Raw genomic sequence first — 17937 nt, 5'->3', positions numbered from 1 at the left:
CTAAGAGTCCCAACAGCGCATTCGTTTTTGACCCGGTGGCGATTCTCTCAGTATAAAAGAAAAGCTCATCCCCGACTCACTGGGACGAGCTTAATATACCAACATCGTATTCACGCATCGCAGCCTTGCGGTTGCTCAGTCCGCCCGAGGCATTTCGAGGGAGCTGATCCAGGCGGACAACCCTTCGAACCTAACCGCATCGCGGCCGCCCCGTTGGGGCTTAAGGTTCTTGGATTCGTGAATACGAGAGACGTTAGGTGAAATTGCTGTAAAGAAGTAAATTAAAATACAAGAGGATAAAACCATGAAGAACTCGATATATAAATATCTATATTACCTAGGTTCAGGACAATTAGTTTGCTTTGTGGTATACATGATCGTTACAACTAATCCTTTTCAGAAGACTCAGTATACACTTTTGGTTTATGAGTCTCCAGCAAGCAATGAAAACAAAGTTAAAGGATTGGAAGATCCAAATCATAAAATAAATGGTTACGCTTTTGGGGTTCCAGGTCTTGGAATTCCAGATAAGAGAATAAACTTATTAACCACACCTCTATATGTACTAATAAAACAGAAGAATCAAGAAATAATATTTGTAACTGATGATATTAAGGGATTAAATGACTATTTGATGAACGAAAGATGATAAGTCAAAAGTAAATTCGAAGAAGTCAGCAACTTCCCCTGACGATTCAGGCGGACAACCCTGCGAACCTAACCGCGTCGCGGCCGCCCCGTTGGGGCTTATGGTTCTCGGGTTCGTGAATACAAGAGACGTTAGGCGAAATTCCACTGATATTAAATAAAGGAGAAAATCAATGAAGCTCGATGGATATAAGGATCAGTATATTAAGATTTATTTGCATGAAGACGAATGGTTTATTTGTGAACCTCTAGTTAGGGAAAACGATAAATATAAAGTAAACATCATTTGCTCTAATAATAAAGGACGATATGCAACAGGAATAACATCGATATTTGAAGATCAAATAAAAAGGATAGAAGAAATCGACAAGGAAGTTCAACAAGGAATAAGGATGACAATTGAAAATGTACCCGATATAAAAGAAGTATATAAAACTATGGATACTGACAACCTGCAAAATCGAGTAACTTTTGGTCAGATTATACGAGAACAAGAAAATGATTAATTTAGTAAGCATTTCGATGAAGAGTGGAACTTCGTATAACACTGCATTCACTCTTGTGGGGCTAACGCTCCTTAGTCGTCCGATGTATAATCATGGAAGATGGTTCAGTTGACACACGAGCCGGTTTAAGATAAGAGCTATCTAAGGCCGCCTCGCCTCGTGAATGCGGGAACATGAAGTGAAATCAACGGAAATACAACGAACAAAGGAGCCAAAGTGATGTCAAATAGTCAATTCATCTCAGGATTAATTAATGGGCAACCCTTAAAACCTACAGGCTCGAATTTTGTAATTGCAGAATGGATTGCTGAAGGAACTCCCGATGGTCGTATGCCCGAACGCATTGCACCATTACACAAGCATAACAACGACGATGAAGCTTGGTATGTGTTAGAAGGTACACTTGGATTTCAGATTGGAGATAAGATTTTAGAAGCCAACGCTAGTCAGGCAGTAGTTGTTCCAAGAGGAACACCACATACATATTGGAATCCAAAGCCGGAACAAGCAAAGTATTTGATTATTATGACCGCAAAAATTCACTCATTAATAGAAGGCATACATCATGCAACACAACGGGATCAAGAAACAATGAAAGAACTTTTTAGAAAGTACGATTCTGAATTACTTTAAATCGAAGTCATAATACGCTATTGGAGGAAGCCGCTGATATCACCTGATACTGCATTCACGCATAGGGGCCATATAGCTCTCGGTCCGCGAGGCGCATTTTCTAGCGTAACTGATTCAGCGGATAACCCTTGAACCTAACCGCGTCGCCCCATAAGGGTTTAAGGTTCCCGCGTTCGAATATTGCGAATACAAGGGACGTAATCTGAAATCACCCAAGTGCATATAGAATGAAGGAGATAAAGCTGAAATGATACAGATAAGAGAAATTTCCGAAGATGATAACATGCTCTTTCTTCAACTGAATAAACAGTTAGATCAAGAAACTAACTTTATGTTGTTTGAACCAGGAGAAAGGAGTACAACGCTGGAACAGCAACGTCAAATCATTTCCACGTTTATTCAGTCCAAGAATTCGAATATTTTTGTCGCTGAGTTGGATACTCAGCTCGTTGGTCATCTTACGGTTATTGGTGGAAATCTGAGTCGAATCGAACATAGAGCCCATTTAGTAATAGGTATTTTGAATAAGTTCATTGGCCAGGGAATAGGGAATGAGTTGTTTAACCATTTAGAGGTATGGAGACAAACTACTTGCATTACAAGATTAGAGCTAACGGTAATCACTCAGAATGAACGAGCAATTTCTTTATATAACAAACATGGATTTGAAATTGAAGGGATAAAAAAGAACTCCATGAAAATCAATCATGAATATTTTGATGAATACATGATGGGAAAGACATTTTAAGTTTACTCGGTGAAGCGCCTGTGATCAGATAAATTCTTCACGCATCGAGCCCGGCATTCGCCGTCTCTCACACCGTCTATAGTGATCTAATTCGAAAATTATGAGTTTATTCGTTTTTTATTCTCATGAGCTAATGATACTAATACCGTATAGATCGCTTGAACATTAATCTTTTTACTGAATTCAAATTTATAACTCGCGACCTGAGGATTATTCGTTTTATAAAAAGGAGATGTAATATAATGAATGGTAATTTCGCTATCATCAAAACCAGTTCCTGCGGTTTCCATGGTTACTTCATATATCGAATCTAAATGAATGGAAGCCACCCTTGTTTTCTTACCCGTAACTCCTTGATGGTCGATCAAGATTAGCCGCTCATTAGTGAACATAAAAGTATCGCGAACTAATCTAAACCCCATTTGGATTTTCTCCTGTGGCATCAAAAATGCCCCATACTGATTCTGTAATTCTTGCACAGATACTTCCGAATAATTTCCGAATAATCCACCAAAAATCGCCATCGATTTACCTCCATTTGCTACAGATATGATCGTTCCTTTTCTTTTGATATAATTCTCCTTTTAATATCATTTCCCTCCAATACGAACAGTAATGCTGTGAGAGATCAGAAGTAAGTTGTCATTTTAAGGACAAGAAACAGGTAAATGAATTCTTAACTCGAATAAATACGGAAGGAAAAATATCATAGTGTTACGAATATGGCAACGATGTTCACCTATTTCTTCAAAGGTACAAATGTTGAAGTGTGGGATTTTTCGATATAACTCCCGATGGAAAACAGAATATAATACCCAATCAAGTCATACATGAAGTTGCAGATTTCGCATACCCAGGAGCAATATGAGGGAAAGGACAGATCATGTGGATCTTCAAAAGCTATATCCTATTGTAGACCTATTAGATAAACACCAAATCCCATATGCACTGGGTGGTAGCGCGATGTTGTATGATTTGAGACTGATTGAAGAAGTGAACGATTGGGATATTACCGTTGAATGTCCAAAACAAGAAATATTAGAAATTCTGAATGAATATGACTGCGTGGAGCAGCGTAGTGGTGATTTTCCGTTTGCAAGTGAATACAGAATCAGCATACCGGAACTTAAGCTTGATATCATTGGCTTTTTTGGATTACATACAGACACCGGAATCGTAACTTTGCCAGTGTCTCATGGATCTGACTGGGATGGCATTAAGGTTTCGTCTCCTGAAATATGGTATGTAGCCTATAGTTTGATGAAAAGAAAAAGAAAATCAGAGGTGTTAATGGATTATCTAAAATCCAACATAGGAACAGTGAATAAAGAACTCGTTGAGTTCTTGATAAAGATGCCTCACCTGACAAGGGGAGTCAGAGATGAATTAATTCAACTTATCAAGACATCGTCTCAATAGAGCTTAATTGGTTCCAATCAAATGACATTGAGGAGGCAACCAAAATGCTAGACTTGGAAAAGATATATCTCATCAGCGACATGCCCGGCTATTCTCCACAGATCAGCCGTTTGCTGTCTATGATGAATTATGCGAGGCATACCACTTTACAAGCCGTCCAGGATTTATCCGTTGAGCAGTTGGATTATTTAATCGATGGCGAAAGCAATTCGATCGGTGCTTTGTTGTTGCATTTTGCTGCAGTCGAATACGCCTATCAAGTGTCTACGTTTGAGAAAAGAGATTTAAATGACGAAGAAATGTCGCACTGGGGAGCTGCATTGGATCTGGGGGACGAAGGTCGCAAGAAGATTAAGGGGAATGATTTGGCTTATTACCTAAATCAATTAGAAGCGGTAAGAAAGCGAACCTATGAGCTATTCAAAACGGTTGATGATGACTGGTTGTATCGCGAAGAAGTATTCTGGTACAACAAACGGGCCAATCATTATTTTATGTGGTTTCACGTGTTTGAAGATGAAATCAATCATCGGGGTCAGATCCGAATGATCAAGAAGAGACTCCGGTCGTAAGAAGCCTCGCACTTGTAACGGATAAAGTCAACAAGATCAAACCGGACCTGTCCGAATATGACATGCTGTGAGCTGCCCCAGGAGGAATTCTTTTTGAAGCTGATCATGGTTGAAGGCATCCCTGGATCGGGGAAGTCCACGACGGCAAGATTTATCCAATTACAGTTGGAACGGAATGGAATGGAGACAATGTTGTTCCATGAATCCGCTTTTGAACATCCGATACTTCTTGACCGGGATATCGGCAATTTCGTCGATTGGAAGGATGCCTATATTTCGAATTGGCACCAATTCCTGACCCTCCATGCGAATGAGGACTTCGTTTTTGTCATGGAATCCGTCTTGTTTCAAAGCCCGATTATCCGTTTGCTGCATTGGGATCTGACAAAAGAAGAAATCATTTCATTTATTGAAGAGCTATATACGTTATTACAGCAAATTGACTGCAATCTCATTTATCTATACCAGAATGAACCCAGCATCGGGATCCATCGTATGATAACTGCTCGAGGCGGTGAAAACTGGCTTAAGCATACATATGAGCGCTATAAACATGAGCCTTATTATTTGAACCGCGGTCAACTGGGTGATAGAGTACACTTTGAATTTCTAAGGGAATATGCCGAAATAGCTTCGATTGCTTATTCTAAGTACGGACAAAACACTTTAGCGATCGACAATACAAACTGGGAGTGGTCACTTGATTACGGAAAAATACTGGAATATCTCTCACTAACCTACATCCCGGATCCGGTTCTTTCCGTCCAGGAAATGGAGAGATTTGTCGGAGTGTATGGGAACAAGGAAATGGGATTACAAATCCAAGTTGAGTTGAAGAATCATGAGTTATACGTTTTCGGTGAACACAGATTAAAGCCGAGAAGCCTTGACAAATTCTATTTGGACAATATTAGCATGACTTTCGAATTCTTAAAAGGTGATAATGGGAACTTTACATCACTGATCATCAGTGAAAAAGACATCGTTGGAAATCGGAACGAAGAAGGAACTTTATTCGTGAGAACATAGGTAATGGTGATCATATGAGCGATATAACGATCCATATCTGTTCGGATGAGGATTTGGAATTACTGGCGAATCTAAACCGGCAACTGATTGAAGATGAGCAGCATGATAACATAATGAATCTGCAGCAGTTGAAAGAAAGAATGTCCATGTTCATCCGGTCGGACTATCAGGCTTATCTGTTCAAGGATCATGGTGCAGTACGGGGTTATGCACTTGTAAACCTTCGGCGGAATCCGCTTTATTTAAGGCATTTTTTCATATGCCGAGATTGCAGAAGGGCAGGTTACGGGAAACGAGCATTCAAGCAGCTCATGAGTTTTTTACAGATATCTGAGATCGATATCGAAGTGATGTATTGGAATGAAAGGGGCCGTGCATTCTGGAAGTCGTTGGGGTTTAAAGAACGGAGTATTTATATGAGGCTTGAGCGAGAGGGAGATTAAATGAAAGTATCGGGCAAGCTACCCGTACATAATAGAGAGGTGATCGATGGGAGTAGACTGGTATAATTCAATTGCCATTCGTAACGGCGGGTATAAGAACAACGCTGTTTTCAGTGTAGAGGGCACTTCAGCGGAAGAGCTATTCGAACGACGGCTGATCACCCTATTGCCGAATTGCGAGAGCGTATTGGATGCCGGTTGCGGACATGGAGACTTTACGATGAAAATGGCTGCTTATGCGAAGTCCATCATCGGGTTCGACAACGCCATCGAAATGATAAAAATCGCGAACTCCTCTATACGTGGCACCAGTTACACAAATTTGCATTTCATCCATGCCTCGACAAAAGAAGAGCTGCCATTCTCGGACGGACAATTCGATATGATTTATGATCGAAGAGGCCCTACTTCCATTCTCAATCACAGCCGGATCCTTCGTTCCGGAGGAACAATAATCGGCATTCATTCCGGCGGATTGGATGTCGTGTAAGAACGTCTGGGGAAGAATCACTGGGTTGACATTGAAATCACGGAATACAACGAAGCCATTTATTGTTTCCCTAATGAAAATGTGTTTGCCAAATTTCTGTCCGGCATCCCGGGAAACCCGGACTATACCAGGGCAGAGCATCAAGATGAACTCGCGAAGAAGATATTTGAGCTCTCCGTTAACGGTAAATTGGAGATGCGTGAGTACAAATTCATATGGAATGCAAGGAAGCCTTAATTTTCTGGATGTCAGTTCTTGATAATGGAGGGTATTTTGATGATCATACTTAAATTACCTCGGGAACAGAAAACCGAAATCATGGAACGCGTAGTAACCTTCTTCGAAGAGGAACGGTCAGAAAGGATAGGGGAACTCGGAGCGGAACAATTCGTCGATTTCATGCTGAAAGAGCTCGGCCCCTACATCTATAACCAGGCGCTCGAGGATGTAAGGAAGCTCGTGACGGAGAAAATGAATCAAATCGACGATGAACTGTATTCCCTTGAACAGCCGCTCCCTAAATCGCGATAGGAGGAGAATAGGGGAGAGCTGCCTAGAAGAGATCACACGAGAGACGCTGTCAGGAAAGCATTAAGAAGAGACAGACGGTCGAAATACGATCAATGAGCGATTGAATGGAAGGAATGGTCGCTTTGTCTAAATGGGTTCTTATCAACTTCATTCTATGTCTTGCTGTAAATATTACACTTATCGCGATAGTGGAAATGGATACGGTTAGAAACGTTAATTTCGGAGTCGGTATTTTGTTTATTATGCTCGGGGCAATCGTCTCCGGCTTCTTGGTTAGCGGGGATCGCATTCGGGCGAATTACCATTCGAGTACCCCGGAGGACCGGGAACAGCAGCGCAAGTGGACCGGCTTATTGTTCTTACTCGGTCTTCCTTATATGATCATCGCAATCGTTATGTATATGATTGGATCATCTTATACACATTCCTAGCAGACCATAACCGGAGGAAACGGCAGCTTGACCGATTTTACGAAGATTGAATATTTGAATAAGGGTAACTCTATTCAGACAGCAATCTACCTATTGCTCGTTCGGCATCGGCTCCTTGATTTGTTGGTAGATTATAACCCTGTTTTCGTAGGCACCATTCCGATTGGGATCAACGTAGCGGGGAGCGACCTCGACATCATTTGCGAAGTGTATGATTTTGAGCGGTTCGAAAAAGACGTAACGAAGTTATTTTCAAAGTATGAGAGATTTGTGTTGAACAGCAGCCAATCAAGTGATGCAAGCGTACTCACGGCTAATTTCGACTGTGAAGGCTGGCCGGTTGAGATCTATGGTCAATCCGTGCCGTCTACCGAACAGAACGGCTTCAAACATATGGTTATCGAAGATCGTTTGCTGCGTTTATTCGGAACCTCGTTTCGGAATCGTATTGTGTCCATGAAGATGGCCGGACTCAAAACAGAGCCGGCTTTTGCGCAAGCGCTGAACCTTCCGGGTGATCCTTACGCCGCGTTGCTGGAACTATACCATTGGACGGACGATTCATTAATGGCATTAATTAGAGGTGGGACACGTAATGATCGTCTGGATTAATGGAACGTTAGGATACGGCAAAACGCAGACAGCATATGAACTGCAGAGGCGAGTCGTGAATTCTTACGTGTACGATCCGGAAACTTTACTTGGAAGGCTAAGATTCAGGGGAGAAGGGGCAAACTCCTGGGGGGCTCAGCAAATCGACAGATGACTCGACGGTCTGAAAAACGAAATCTTCCGGGAGTATATCGATACGGTAAATCACACGATCGACGATAATGTCGAATATTGTCGGGTGACAAGAACATAGTCCGAATGATGTCCGCGGAAACCGCGGGCTTTTTCGTTATCGGATCAAGTTCTTGTCACTTTGGCACCAGGTAACATAAAATATTCATTCTTCTTTATAGGCCATACTGCCATCCTTGGCAAACGAAAAACGACGGTCAACAGCTGCGTTTCCTGTTACGTCCAAATAAACCGTATATTCTTCCTCCTCGACTCGGAACAACGGAATAAACGTTTCTTCATCGTCCGTATCATCAATGACAGAAAACGCTAAGCGTTCACTTTGGGTTTTAATGATTTTTTTGTTGAGATTGTGGTTTGAAAGGCCCGCCATAGCACGATTGCACCTGATTTGAGCCAGCAGGACGGGGCCGTACATGACGGCAGCGATACCGTCTGTGCCTTGAAGCGAAACAAGGTGCAAGCTCGCATCGATTTCAATACTAATGCTGTCCTGATCATAGAAAACACGTTGAATAACAATAAACCGGTTATCTTTATCGAGAGTGATCGGTTTGGAATTGACCGTTACCGCTTTGACCGCATCTGCCTTCAACATCAGCTTAAACTCAACAGGCTCGGCAGCTTCGATTTTCAAGATTGAAGTAAGATTGTCCGGAAATCCGGTAACCTGTTTTATTCTGACACTCCGCTCCCTCCAATCGACCACAGAGGATATAAAAGCATTAAGCAAAATGGTGTCGTCGTTTTTAAACCAAATGTTCTTTTGAATCTCGCTCATCGCTTCGATACCGGATGCGGTACAGCACCAGAAGGAATCAAATAAACTGCTGAATTTCTTGATTGCGCCGCTTCCCATAGGCTGATGGTATTGGGAAAGACCTGATTTTGCGCTGGCACTGTTCAGTATGGCGTTAAATTTCAATGATTCTAAATGATTCAGATGCTCAACCGCACCGGACCATTCGACAAACCATTCAAGGATGCGTTCCGTATTATGAGCACAGCAACTCTCGCTTTCCCCTCCTGTCAACGCGTCGCCCAGCATCCCATATTTTCCCCAGTGCTCCGACTTTTCGGAAACGCCTCCCTCTATATAATGGGTTGCTTTTGAACTGCTGTTTCCATTTGCAAATGTCCTTCCCAATACAAAGGAATAAAATTGAACAGCTGCTTTCTTATATTTAGCCTCGCCGCTAATCGCAAACCGATGCATCGCGGCAATCACCATGGGCAGGTGCGTGTTGGCATGCAGATTCTCCAGCACATCCTTACCGGCCTCGAGATTATCGATAAAATAATTTCTGTCGAACATGTTGGCGAGTTCGAGCAGCTTGGAATTGCCGGTAATTTCATACAAGGTGTATAGACTGTCCCCGATACCGCCGAACTCATTCACAGGGTTTACCTTTGTACAGCGGAGAATGCCGTCGATCTTCCAGAACGAAAGCTTCTCAAAGCGGCTATGAATATAATTTGCCAGATTTAAAGCAAGATCCAGTGATTTTTCATTGTGCAGATAGAGGTTACAGTCAATCAAGCCCTGTAGAATTTTGTGAAGGGTGTAGTATGGCGCCCAAACATTCCGGTTTTCCTCGAACTCCAGTATATCGAGCTTTTCTTCTTCGAAGGCACTCAGGTATCCGTTTGGTTGTGCGCATAGTGCCATAACATCGACAATCTCATTGGCTTTTGCCTTCAAACGTTCGTCGCTATCGGCAAATGCAAATTTCGAGCAGGCAGATAGATAGTGTCCGACAAAGTGTCCTCTAAGGCCGCACTGCGGCTCTTCCCAACCACCCAAGGGCTCTGCATCGGATGCAATGCCGGCATTGATTTTAAACGTGTGCATAAGACGGTCGATGTCAAACGTATGGATATATTTTTTTACAAGCTCTCTCCGGGAGGCAAAATCGTTGTCAATCACCTTCACTTCATCAAGGCTGAAATTGGTAAACACACCGGACACCTCAATTTGTATGCGTATAGTTGTAAATGCGGAGACATCCGCAGGTATATTTTATTACGCAGCCATTCAACTTTGAATTCATTCTCTTTGGTTAACCTATATTATTTTCGGGTTTTTCCAAAATGTACAGACCGTACGGATTTCCCGTATAATAAGGTTGCGAGACTTCCAGCATAAGGAGTTTTAAACGTGTCCAACCAAGTTGCGCTATCGTTCAACGAGATACTCCGAATACAGGATTTGGGGTTTCATACGATAAAAAACTTATATACACACCCGAATCGGATACTGAATTGGAATGTTTTCATATATGTTTCAAACGGAGAAATGCAGGTTTCGGAAGAGGGCAACGAATATGTCGTACAGAATGGGCAGTTTCTTTTTTTGAAAAGAGGCCTGCATCACTGGGGTGTTCCCAAGACGCCGGCAGGCACATCATGGTACTGGATTCATTTTTTCAGCAATCCGAGTAACGAGACTCAAGAGGAATTGAATATGTTCCTGAATCCGTATTCGTCACTTTCCCTTTCGCAGGAGTACCGGAAGTTTGTCATGCTTCCGAAACAAGGAAGCATCCCGCATCCAAAGAAACTGGAGATAAAGCTGGATTCGATCCTCCGATTATATCAATCTACCGATCCTTTCCGGGCAATCGACCTCAGCATGCAAACCATGGACCTTCTTTTGAATATATTCAAAGATTCGAACCCTAGACTCCCGCTAACGAAGTCTGACCTCACGGTCCAGCGAATTATCGAATACTTGGAGCATAAGGATGGCTTCAGCCTGGATTCACGGAAACTGTCCGCTCACCTCAACATGAATTACAGTTACTTGAGTGAAGTGTTTAAAACAAAAACTGGGAGCACGATTCAAATGTATAACGCCCAAATTTTTTTGGATAAAGCGGTGAGTATGATGAGGAACTCGAGTCGGAATATTTCCGAGATCAGTGAGACCCTCGGATTTAACAATCCCTTTTATTTCAGCAGGGTTTTTCGTAAAATAATAGGCTGTTCACCTTCGGAATATATGAACAGAATTTACCGGGATTGATTGGGCAGATGTTTCATTGAAAGCCAGTATGCATTCGGGGGGCATCCATGTCTATGAGGTAGCAGTTTAAAGTCTTTTTGAGGATGAATTTTATTGTCTTTACTTCTCCATTAACGTTAACTTTGAATATAATATCGTCTTCTCCAAGGGGAAAGCGAGCTGCTGCGCCGTGCGGATATGAGGCTGTCGTTTGGCCACATGACGCAGCCGCAACAGCTGATGCGGCTGGTGCTGGTGGAGGCAGATTTATCGCGCGTTGCGGATCAATCGGGGGGAACCGTATCATATGTGAGGCTAAACCTTGGTGTTTTGATCACAGTCTCTTAAACAGGGGTCAGCTCCAAGGTAAGATTGTGGAGAGCGATTAATAGAACTCGATTTGGTCAAAAGCGTAAAAGGATTCTGGAATTGTTATTTCGGTTGAAAAAAAGGTATCGACTGCTATTTTGTCGAGGCCTTTTTTTATTGTAGAAGCCGTTTAAGCGATTCTCTGAGACGGAGCAAAATATTACAGAGATTCGGATAAATCCTCAGTGAATGCGTATATGTACCAAACTGTTGATCAATAGTATCTTAATGGTTCAATGTGAGTTGAAGTAAATGAATGGAGAGAAGGGCAGGAGACGAATATGAGTAATCAGCATTGGGACGCAACATGAAAACGTCTATGTAAGTCCGTGTTAATCGCGGCTTTTTTAGTTAAAGGATTAATCTCTTGTCATTTGTCTATGTCAAGACTATTGGCCTATGACAGTCATGATTTCTCCGTGAAGTATTACTTCGTTTGCTAAAAGAACGAAGTCTCCAATGGTCACTGCATTATTGTTCCCAATGACTTGAAAGTTAATGGGTAACGCTCCCCCCATCGATGGAGGGATGATTAAATTATTTTCCGTTATGGATTCTTTACGAGGGATGTTGAATTGCAAAAGATCCCCTTTGCGGGTTCCTTTCTGTCGAATGATCGCTTCAACTTTTGACCAATCGAAATCAGTTTTCTGCTGAGCTTCAGGAGGTGGGGAGAGCGGTGTGCTCGTCGACTAGGGGGGGAGTAAAGTTAATCAATATTACTTGCCAGCCAACATAAAAATGTAAGTAAGAAATGGTTGGGGGGGATACGTTTGTTATACAATCGGGATCCTTTCCCACTTCCCGTTACATATGATGAGTGGGTTAAGAGGGCACGTGTTAATTTACCAATTGCTTCTTTCGATTATGTCGCAGGCGGTGCAGGTTTAGAGGAGACTATGCGTTCGAACAGGAAGGCCTTCTTGGATTGGCATATTCGACCACGCATGCTTCGCGATATAACAAACCGGGATTTATCGGTAAGCTTATTCGGTCACACATATCCTGCTCCGTTCCTATTAGCCCCTCTTGGCATACAGGGGGTTATTCATCCCGATGCGGAATTAGGGACGGCAAGGGCGGCATCGAAGATGCGGATTCCTTTCACACTGAGTACGGTGTCATCGAGATCAATCGAACAGGTAGCGGAAACAATGGGCAGTTCTCCTCGTTGGTTCCAATTGTTTTGGCCGAATGACCTCGATATCATGAAGAGCTTGGTCCATCGGGCAGAGAATGCCGGATACAGTGCGATCGTTTTGACGGTTGATACCCGCGCCGGATTCGGTTGGAGGCCCAGGAGTATTCGTAATAATTTCTATCCTTTTTTGCAGGGCGAAGGCATGGCCAATTTCCTTTCCGACCCTGTATTTCGCGTCAAGCTTAAACAACCACCCGAACAAAATATGTACGCCGCGATTTCCCTATTTTTGCAAATCATATGGAATCCCGGTTTAACATGGGAGCAAATCCCGATACTTCGCAACCTAACCAAACTCCCCGTCCTGATCAAAGGAATTCTTCATCCTGAAGATGCGAGGTTGGCCATGGGACTTGGCATGGACGGGATCGTGGTATCGAATCATGGTGGTCGCCAACTGGACGGCGAAATTGCGACTCTCGATGCTTTGCCTAAGATTATTGACGCAGTCGAAGGAAGGATACCTGTGTTATTCGACGGAGGCATTCGTGAAGGCGTGGATGTCCTCAAGACGATTGCGCTTGGAGCGACAGCGGTTCTGTTAGGCCGTCCATACATTTATGGCTTGGCGGTCGCTGGAGAAAGAGGTGTTACTCAAGTGATTCGGAATATGATGGGTGATATCGATATATCTCTTGCAAACGCCGGGGAAAAAAGTATAGCCGAAATTAATCGATCTTTGCTTGTCCCGGCTGACGTGGAATGTGAATATTAACTATTAACCTGCTGGGTAAATGAAAATTGTGAATATTATCTCAAAGCGGGATTACCGTTCCTATGAAAGAGGAACGGTTTTCATCATTGTTGGCACTTAGTTTAAAATGGATGTGAGAAATAGCTTATATAATGTGACACATCATACTATATCGCCGCCAAATGCAATATCGTGCTATGAATGAAACATAATAATTATTATGAAAACTTATTTGGAGGCGTTTGACTCATTCATTCGTCTCGTGCAATGATCAGCATTAGAATTTCGTCGAAGGAATGACCCATGCAAGATATAAGTTATCGAAAGCTTGAGAAATCAAGCTTTTTTTGTTTTTATCGCCCGATTATATGTATCGTGACCATGGCATAACCTTTCGGCCGTGAGTACTCATGTCCAACCGCCGGAAAAGGCTCGAACATATATTGTTGTCAGAAGATCAAGGGGGTGGGAATGGTGAGGGCGTTGGTAACCGGCGGGGCGGGTTTCATCGGCAGCCGGCTTGCCCATGCTTTAGTCGCGAGGGGCGAAGAGGTATGGGTGCTGGATGATTTGTCATCCGGGAACAAGGCTCGCGTGCCATCCGGTTGCAAGTTCATCGAGGTCAATGTAACGGATCGTGCGGTTATGCGTCTGATTGGCGACATACGCCCGTCCATCGTTTTCCATCTTGCGGCTCAAGTCGGAGTAAGCTCTTCAGTCCGAGCGCCGGAAAAAGATGCTCTAATCAATGTGATCGGGACGATTCACGTTTGGGAAGGATGCAGGAAGGCCGGTGCCAAACTCGTCTTTTCTTCCACAGCTGCCGTTTATGGCACTGTACCTGCAGGTGTAGGCGTAACGGAACATCGACGACCGAATCCGACTTCGCCTTACGGACTGTCGAAAAAGACGGCGGAGGACTATATCCGTCTCGGAGGCTCTTCTGAAGGCGGCGGCTATTCCATTTTACGATATTCGAACGTATACGGGGAAGGTCAGACAACCGAAGGAGAGGGGGGAGTCATTGCTTTATTTCGTGACAGAATTCGTCGGGGCTTGCCTCTCATCATCCACGGTGATGGAAACCAGAGAAGGGATTTCATTCATGTGGACGATGTGGTGCAAGCGAATTTGGCTGCGATCGGGAGAGGGAGTGGGGGTGTATACAACATTTCCTCCGGAATTTCCGTTTCTATCAAACAATTGGCGACTTTATGCCAAAAATTATCCGGTCATACGGATGGATGCATCAACGAACCTCCTCGTCCGGGCGATATCCGATACAGCCGCTTGTCCCCCGCTCGTGCGCGAGCAGAGCTTGAATGGCGCCCCGAGATCGATTTGGATGCTGGTCTCGCTGCTTTGATCAAATAACAATGACTGCAAGAGGTGCTGAAAATCATTTTAAATGCAAAATCGTTCATTAAAGGGATGATCTTATGCCTAAAGTAACGATTCTGATGCCTACTTATAATTCGGCAAATTATATCGAAGAATCGGTGAACAGCATGTTGAATCAAACGTTTCAGGATTTTGAGCTTCTGATCATCGATGACGGATCGCAAGACGGGACTTGGCAATATCTAGAGCGTCTGAATAATCCCAGGGTCCGGCTGGTGAGACATTTAGAGAACAAGGGGGTGGTGTATTCCCTGAATGAAGGAATCGGACTGAGCACAGGTATTTATATTGCCAGAATGGATGCAGATGACGTCTCCGTACCGCACCGGTTGGAACGCCAAATTGCTTATCTCGATGCGAATCCGGATGTAGGCGTACTGGGGGGAATGATGCAATGGATTCATAATGGACAGTTTCAGCCAAAACCTTGCACGCACGATGGGATCCGGTGTTGGCAGCTGTTTCACACCAGTTTATCTCATCCGACCCTTATGATGCGCAGAAGCGTGCTGGAGTTTCATCAAATGCGTTACAATCCTTACTTCGTTCATGCGGAGGACTATGAATTCTGGAACCGGATGGGTGAAGTTACGCGATTGGCGAATTTGCCGGAAGTCCTGCTTCATTACCGTTATCATGAAGGACAAGTATCCAATGTGTATCGCGAGGTGCAGGAATATAACGCAAGAAGGATACGTTTGATTCAATTGAGTAAAATCGGGATCTTTCCCAGCGAAGAAGAATACAAAACGCATTTGCAGTTTGTGTATTTTGCCATTCCTGTTTACGACTATTATGAATATTCGAAAGCCCAAGCATGGATGGCCAAGATTCTTCATCATAACCAAGCGGCCGGCGGATATTATGATCAGCAAACCTTGCACAGAGTGCTGATCAGATGCTTTGAAAATTCGGTGGATCTTCCTGTTTGGTGTTACGGAACAGATTAGGGTCGCTTTGACATCGGGGCTTAATACACGAAAATAAGGCTGCTGAGTTGGCAGCCTTTGTTAAGTGCTGGCTGTTTGTTATTATCATTTTCACAAAACCCGTATTTTATACATATGTATATACCCGATCCGATAAGGCTTTGTCTTTATATGCTTCTTTAGCTTTTCTGTACTAACTTTAGTGTATATGGTTGCTGTTTTTGGATCGGCGTGACCCAGTAAATCAGCAATCGCTAGTAGATCAACACCCTCGCCTTCATTATACAAAAACTGTAGCACATGTGTGTCTTAGCTTATGTGGCGTTACTTTCATATTATTGGCTTTAACACCGTTACTTTCAGCAATTTCCTCAATAATTAAGGCAACAGCTCTTCTAGTAAGTCTTGTTCCTCTTTTTATCGATATAAATAATGCTTTCTCCGCCATATTATTTCGTTTCTGCAATATTTCCGTTCTCTTGACTAGGTAAAGACCTAGACACTTAAAGATTTTCGGCGTCATTGCGAGCCGTCGTTCCTTATTGCCTTTGCCAATTATCCTTATTGTTCCTTCGTCTAGATTAATGTGTTGTAAGTCGATATTTACAAGTTCGGACACTCTCATCCCGAGTAATAAGAACAGTACAGTAATAAAATGATCTCTTTCTTTAAAAACACGTTGTTTACTAACGGCCTCTAATTTCATTGCATCTTGTAATGTTAAGCTTTTCGGTAATCTTTCCGGTAATTTTGGATTTTCTATATGTTGTGCTACATCGATTTGAACGAAATGATGTTTAACTGCCCATTTGAAGAATTGTTTTATTGCTGATATGATACGTGCTCTAGTTGATGGTTCAAATACTTTCCTTGCTTTAGGGTGAGGTTCTTTGCCGCCTTTCTTCTTTGCCGGATGCCGTAAAGTCCCTAAAAACAATTGGATATCATTGACTGTGATGTTTTTGATATCACAGATTTTGCGGACTTCTTGAAGCCAAGAGGAGAACTTAATTAGAGTTTGATTGTATACCTGAACAGTTCCAGGGGAGTAGTTTTTATTAACTTCAAGATAAACGGAAAACGCATCAATTAATTCGTTCATGTACTCTCACCCTCCTCCTACGGGATACAAGAACGGGAGTTCGCATATAATAAGATTATCTACACAACAAAGGATGATCTGCAATGAGTGGCTTTGACCCGATTATCGCGCTAAATAGACACATCGCTTTGCTTTCGCTCCTCAAGGCAGCAGGACAAGAAGTTAAGGATTCGAAGGGGATTATCCATAGCATCTCCAAAGTTACTGGCCGATTTATCATTAGGAAGTTGAAACAATCCAGGGCCTCCATGAAGGATAATAAAATGTGGGTGCAAGATGATCCCATTGGAGATGGACGGTATCAATATACGCTATTTGGACGACGTGAGTTGTACTACATATCGGAAACAGATCTAAAATTGCATACAGGTATGATGTTACGGGAAATGGAACAGGAAATTGAAAATCTGTCCAAATAGATCTAAGATTGGGATGCAAGATTTCTGGAGAGAGATTGAAATATGCCTGCCAGACGATCGGTTGTGTTTTTTGTAGATTATGTCAAAAACTTATGAGATCAAGACTTCGTGTTAAACATATAACATTATTAAATTTCAATACTATAGTCCTATTCCCATCCGCTTGATACATTTGTTAAATTGACAGTGGATGACAATATTTATTTTCATATTCCGCACTCGTACGATAATGGCAAACCCATTGAAAAGTGGGGACGCAAAGCTATAGGGGCTTAGGTGGACAATTCCGCGATGCCAGCCAGCTACCGACTACGACGGAGACCTCCGTCTATCTTCACATTAGGCGGAGGTCTTTTTATTGTTAAATTGTATATATTTGGTAAATTACTGAAGGAGGTGAGGAACGTTTAAAATCACGGCAGAGTATCTGATAGAAATGAATATTTCGTACGATAATAACATTTCCATTGAAAAGGGGTGAGGCAAAGCTAAAGGGGCTAAGGCGGATTCTTATTCTGTATGCCTGCCAGTTCTGAATACGACGGAAGCCTCCGTCCAATTTCA

21 protein-coding genes, 2 pseudogenes and 1 riboswitch are annotated in these 17937 nt (G+C 42.8%); of the genes and pseudogenes, 19 read left to right on the top strand and 4 right to left on the bottom strand.

What is annotated here, in order from left to right:
• Window positions 1-304: 304 nt before the first annotated feature.
• The 4 genes from GE107_RS10780 to GE107_RS10765 all read left to right on the top strand — a co-directional run bounded on the left by GE107_RS10780 (window position 305) and on the right by GE107_RS10765 (window position 2535).
• Window positions 305-649, top strand: a complete 345-nt coding sequence (locus tag GE107_RS10780; RefSeq protein ID WP_219639773.1) for a hypothetical protein — start codon at window positions 305-307, stop codon at window positions 647-649.
• Window positions 650-821: 172 nt separating this feature from the next.
• A complete protein-coding gene (locus tag GE107_RS10775; protein ID WP_219639771.1) occupies window positions 822-1154 on the top strand; it encodes a hypothetical protein in 333 nt (110 codons plus the stop codon).
• 219 nt (window positions 1155-1373) lie between these two features.
• A complete protein-coding gene (locus tag GE107_RS10770) occupies window positions 1374-1787 on the top strand; it encodes a cupin domain-containing protein (RefSeq protein ID WP_255570379.1) in 414 nt (137 codons plus the stop codon).
• 247 nt (window positions 1788-2034) lie between these two features.
• A complete protein-coding gene (locus GE107_RS10765; RefSeq protein WP_219639769.1) occupies window positions 2035-2535 on the top strand; it encodes a GNAT family N-acetyltransferase in 501 nt (166 codons plus the stop codon).
• Between the two features lie 98 nt (window positions 2536-2633).
• Here the strand turns inward: GE107_RS10765 and GE107_RS10760 are convergent, their stop codons facing one another.
• Window positions 2634-3059 (bottom strand): PH domain-containing protein, encoded by a 426-nt coding sequence (locus tag GE107_RS10760; protein ID WP_219639767.1) that lies wholly within the window; start codon window positions 3057-3059, stop codon window positions 2634-2636.
• A gap of 361 nt (window positions 3060-3420) precedes the next feature.
• Here GE107_RS10760 and GE107_RS10755 point away from each other — a divergent pair, with 361 nt between their 5' ends.
• The 9 genes and pseudogenes from GE107_RS10755 to GE107_RS27130 form a co-directional block, all read left to right on the top strand.
• Window positions 3421-3954, top strand: a complete 534-nt coding sequence (locus tag GE107_RS10755) for a hypothetical protein (RefSeq protein WP_219639765.1) — start codon at window positions 3421-3423, stop codon at window positions 3952-3954.
• A 44-nt stretch (window positions 3955-3998) separates the two neighbouring features.
• Window positions 3999-4526, top strand: coding sequence for a DinB family protein (locus GE107_RS10750; RefSeq protein WP_219639764.1), 528 nt, complete (start codon window positions 3999-4001; stop codon window positions 4524-4526).
• Between the two features lie 93 nt (window positions 4527-4619).
• Window positions 4620-5555: a P-loop NTPase family protein gene (locus GE107_RS10745; protein WP_219639762.1), complete on the top strand. Its 936-nt coding sequence runs from the start codon at window positions 4620-4622 to the stop codon at window positions 5553-5555.
• Between the two features lie 14 nt (window positions 5556-5569).
• Complete coding sequence (locus tag GE107_RS10740; RefSeq protein WP_219639760.1) at window positions 5570-5998, top strand: GNAT family N-acetyltransferase; 429 nt, start codon at window positions 5570-5572, stop codon at window positions 5996-5998.
• Between the two features lie 46 nt (window positions 5999-6044).
• The gene (locus tag GE107_RS10735; protein WP_255570378.1) at window positions 6045-6488 is read left to right on the top strand and encodes a class I SAM-dependent methyltransferase; all 444 of its coding nucleotides are present in this window, start codon (window positions 6045-6047) and stop codon (window positions 6486-6488) included.
• A gap of 276 nt (window positions 6489-6764) precedes the next feature.
• On the top strand, window positions 6765-7019 hold the full coding sequence (locus GE107_RS10730; protein WP_219639758.1) for a DUF2164 domain-containing protein: 255 nt from the start codon (window positions 6765-6767) through the stop codon (window positions 7017-7019).
• A gap of 104 nt (window positions 7020-7123) precedes the next feature.
• A complete protein-coding gene (locus GE107_RS27135; RefSeq protein ID WP_219639756.1) occupies window positions 7124-7450 on the top strand; it encodes a DUF5316 domain-containing protein in 327 nt (108 codons plus the stop codon).
• Between the two features lie 27 nt (window positions 7451-7477).
• Window positions 7478-8062 carry a DUF4269 domain-containing protein gene (locus GE107_RS10720; protein ID WP_219639754.1) on the top strand — a complete coding sequence of 195 codons (585 nt, stop codon included), beginning with the start codon at window positions 7478-7480 and terminating at the stop codon, window positions 8060-8062.
• Window positions 8046-8150, top strand: a pseudogene (locus GE107_RS27130) (tunicamycin resistance protein); the annotation flags it as partial. The gene GE107_RS10720 and the pseudogene GE107_RS27130, both read left to right, overlap by 17 nt.
• Window positions 8151-8399: 249 nt before the next feature.
• On the opposite strand, the gene GE107_RS10715 reads toward GE107_RS27130, so the two are convergent.
• Window positions 8400-10214 (bottom strand): beta-L-arabinofuranosidase domain-containing protein, encoded by a 1815-nt coding sequence (locus GE107_RS10715; RefSeq protein WP_219639752.1) that lies wholly within the window; start codon window positions 10212-10214, stop codon window positions 8400-8402.
• Between the two features lie 198 nt (window positions 10215-10412).
• Between GE107_RS10715 and GE107_RS10710 the strand changes: the two genes are divergently transcribed.
• Together GE107_RS10710 and GE107_RS10705 are read left to right on the top strand one after the other, a co-directional pair.
• Window positions 10413-11279, top strand: coding sequence for a helix-turn-helix domain-containing protein (locus tag GE107_RS10710; protein ID WP_219639750.1), 867 nt, complete (start codon window positions 10413-10415; stop codon window positions 11277-11279).
• Between the two features lie 156 nt (window positions 11280-11435).
• Window positions 11436-11571 (top strand): annotated as a pseudogene (locus GE107_RS10705) (23S rRNA (pseudouridine(1915)-N(3))-methyltransferase RlmH); the annotation flags it as partial.
• Window positions 11572-12016: 445 nt separating this feature from the next.
• On the opposite strand, the gene GE107_RS27125 reads toward GE107_RS10705, so the two are convergent.
• Window positions 12017-12244, bottom strand: a complete 228-nt coding sequence (locus GE107_RS27125; RefSeq protein WP_219639836.1) for a DUF1259 domain-containing protein — start codon at window positions 12242-12244, stop codon at window positions 12017-12019.
• Between the two features lie 156 nt (window positions 12245-12400).
• On the opposite strand from GE107_RS27125, the gene GE107_RS10695 reads away from it, so the two are divergent.
• The 3 genes from GE107_RS10695 (at window position 12401) to GE107_RS10685 (ending at window position 15873) form a co-directional block, all read left to right on the top strand.
• A complete protein-coding gene (locus tag GE107_RS10695; RefSeq protein ID WP_255570377.1) occupies window positions 12401-13543 on the top strand; it encodes an alpha-hydroxy-acid oxidizing protein in 1143 nt (380 codons plus the stop codon).
• A 450-nt stretch (window positions 13544-13993) separates the two neighbouring features.
• Window positions 13994-14896 (top strand): NAD-dependent epimerase/dehydratase family protein, encoded by a 903-nt coding sequence (locus GE107_RS10690; RefSeq protein ID WP_219639746.1) that lies wholly within the window; start codon window positions 13994-13996, stop codon window positions 14894-14896.
• 65 nt (window positions 14897-14961) lie between these two features.
• Window positions 14962-15873 (top strand): glycosyltransferase family 2 protein, encoded by a 912-nt coding sequence (locus GE107_RS10685; protein ID WP_219639744.1) that lies wholly within the window; start codon window positions 14962-14964, stop codon window positions 15871-15873.
• Between the two features lie 259 nt (window positions 15874-16132).
• Here GE107_RS10685 and GE107_RS10680 read toward each other — a convergent pair whose 3' ends face one another.
• Entirely contained in the window at window positions 16133-16954 is an 822-nt protein-coding gene (locus GE107_RS10680; protein WP_219639742.1) for a tyrosine-type recombinase/integrase, read from the bottom strand.
• An 83-nt stretch (window positions 16955-17037) separates the two neighbouring features.
• Here GE107_RS10680 and GE107_RS10675 point away from each other — a divergent pair, with 83 nt between their 5' ends.
• Window positions 17038-17373: a hypothetical protein gene (locus GE107_RS10675; protein WP_219639740.1), complete on the top strand. Its 336-nt coding sequence runs from the start codon at window positions 17038-17040 to the stop codon at window positions 17371-17373.
• 221 nt (window positions 17374-17594) lie between these two features.
• Window positions 17595-17683: riboswitch (cyclic di-GMP riboswitch) on the top strand.
• The last annotated feature ends 254 nt before the right edge of the window (window positions 17684-17937 follow it).

Source organism: Cohnella sp. CFH 77786, from assembly GCF_019400745.1.
Lineage (GTDB): Bacteria > Bacillota > Bacilli > Paenibacillales > Paenibacillaceae > Cohnella.
Note: the sequence above shows the minus strand (reverse complement) of the source record. Positions and strands in the feature narration are given on the sequence as shown.

Excerpts from the sequence above, each read along its gene's own strand:
- GE107_RS10680 (WP_219639742.1), bottom strand. The coding sequence starts at position 16,954 with ATGAACGAATTAATTGATGCGTTTTCCGTTTATCTTGAAGTTAATAAA.
- GE107_RS10735 (WP_255570378.1), top strand. The coding sequence starts at position 6,045 with ATGGGAGTAGACTGGTATAATTCAATTGCCATTCGTAACGGCGGGTAT.
- GE107_RS27135 (WP_219639756.1), top strand. The coding sequence starts at position 7,124 with ATGGAAGGAATGGTCGCTTTGTCTAAATGGGTTCTTATCAACTTCATT.
- GE107_RS10780 (WP_219639773.1), top strand. The coding sequence starts at position 305 with ATGAAGAACTCGATATATAAATATCTATATTACCTAGGTTCAGGACAA.
- GE107_RS10730 (WP_219639758.1), top strand. The coding sequence starts at position 6,765 with ATGATCATACTTAAATTACCTCGGGAACAGAAAACCGAAATCATGGAA.
- GE107_RS10690 (WP_219639746.1), top strand. The coding sequence starts at position 13,994 with ATGGTGAGGGCGTTGGTAACCGGCGGGGCGGGTTTCATCGGCAGCCGG.
- GE107_RS10740 (WP_219639760.1), top strand. The coding sequence starts at position 5,570 with ATGAGCGATATAACGATCCATATCTGTTCGGATGAGGATTTGGAATTA.
- GE107_RS10750 (WP_219639764.1), top strand. The coding sequence starts at position 3,999 with ATGCTAGACTTGGAAAAGATATATCTCATCAGCGACATGCCCGGCTAT.
- GE107_RS10685 (WP_219639744.1), top strand. The coding sequence starts at position 14,962 with ATGCCTAAAGTAACGATTCTGATGCCTACTTATAATTCGGCAAATTAT.
- GE107_RS10770 (WP_255570379.1), top strand. The coding sequence starts at position 1,374 with ATGTCAAATAGTCAATTCATCTCAGGATTAATTAATGGGCAACCCTTA.
- GE107_RS10775 (WP_219639771.1), top strand. The coding sequence starts at position 822 with ATGAAGCTCGATGGATATAAGGATCAGTATATTAAGATTTATTTGCAT.
- GE107_RS10675 (WP_219639740.1), top strand. The coding sequence starts at position 17,038 with ATGAGTGGCTTTGACCCGATTATCGCGCTAAATAGACACATCGCTTTG.
- GE107_RS10760 (WP_219639767.1), bottom strand. The coding sequence starts at position 3,059 with ATGGCGATTTTTGGTGGATTATTCGGAAATTATTCGGAAGTATCTGTG.
- GE107_RS10765 (WP_219639769.1), top strand. The coding sequence starts at position 2,035 with ATGATACAGATAAGAGAAATTTCCGAAGATGATAACATGCTCTTTCTT.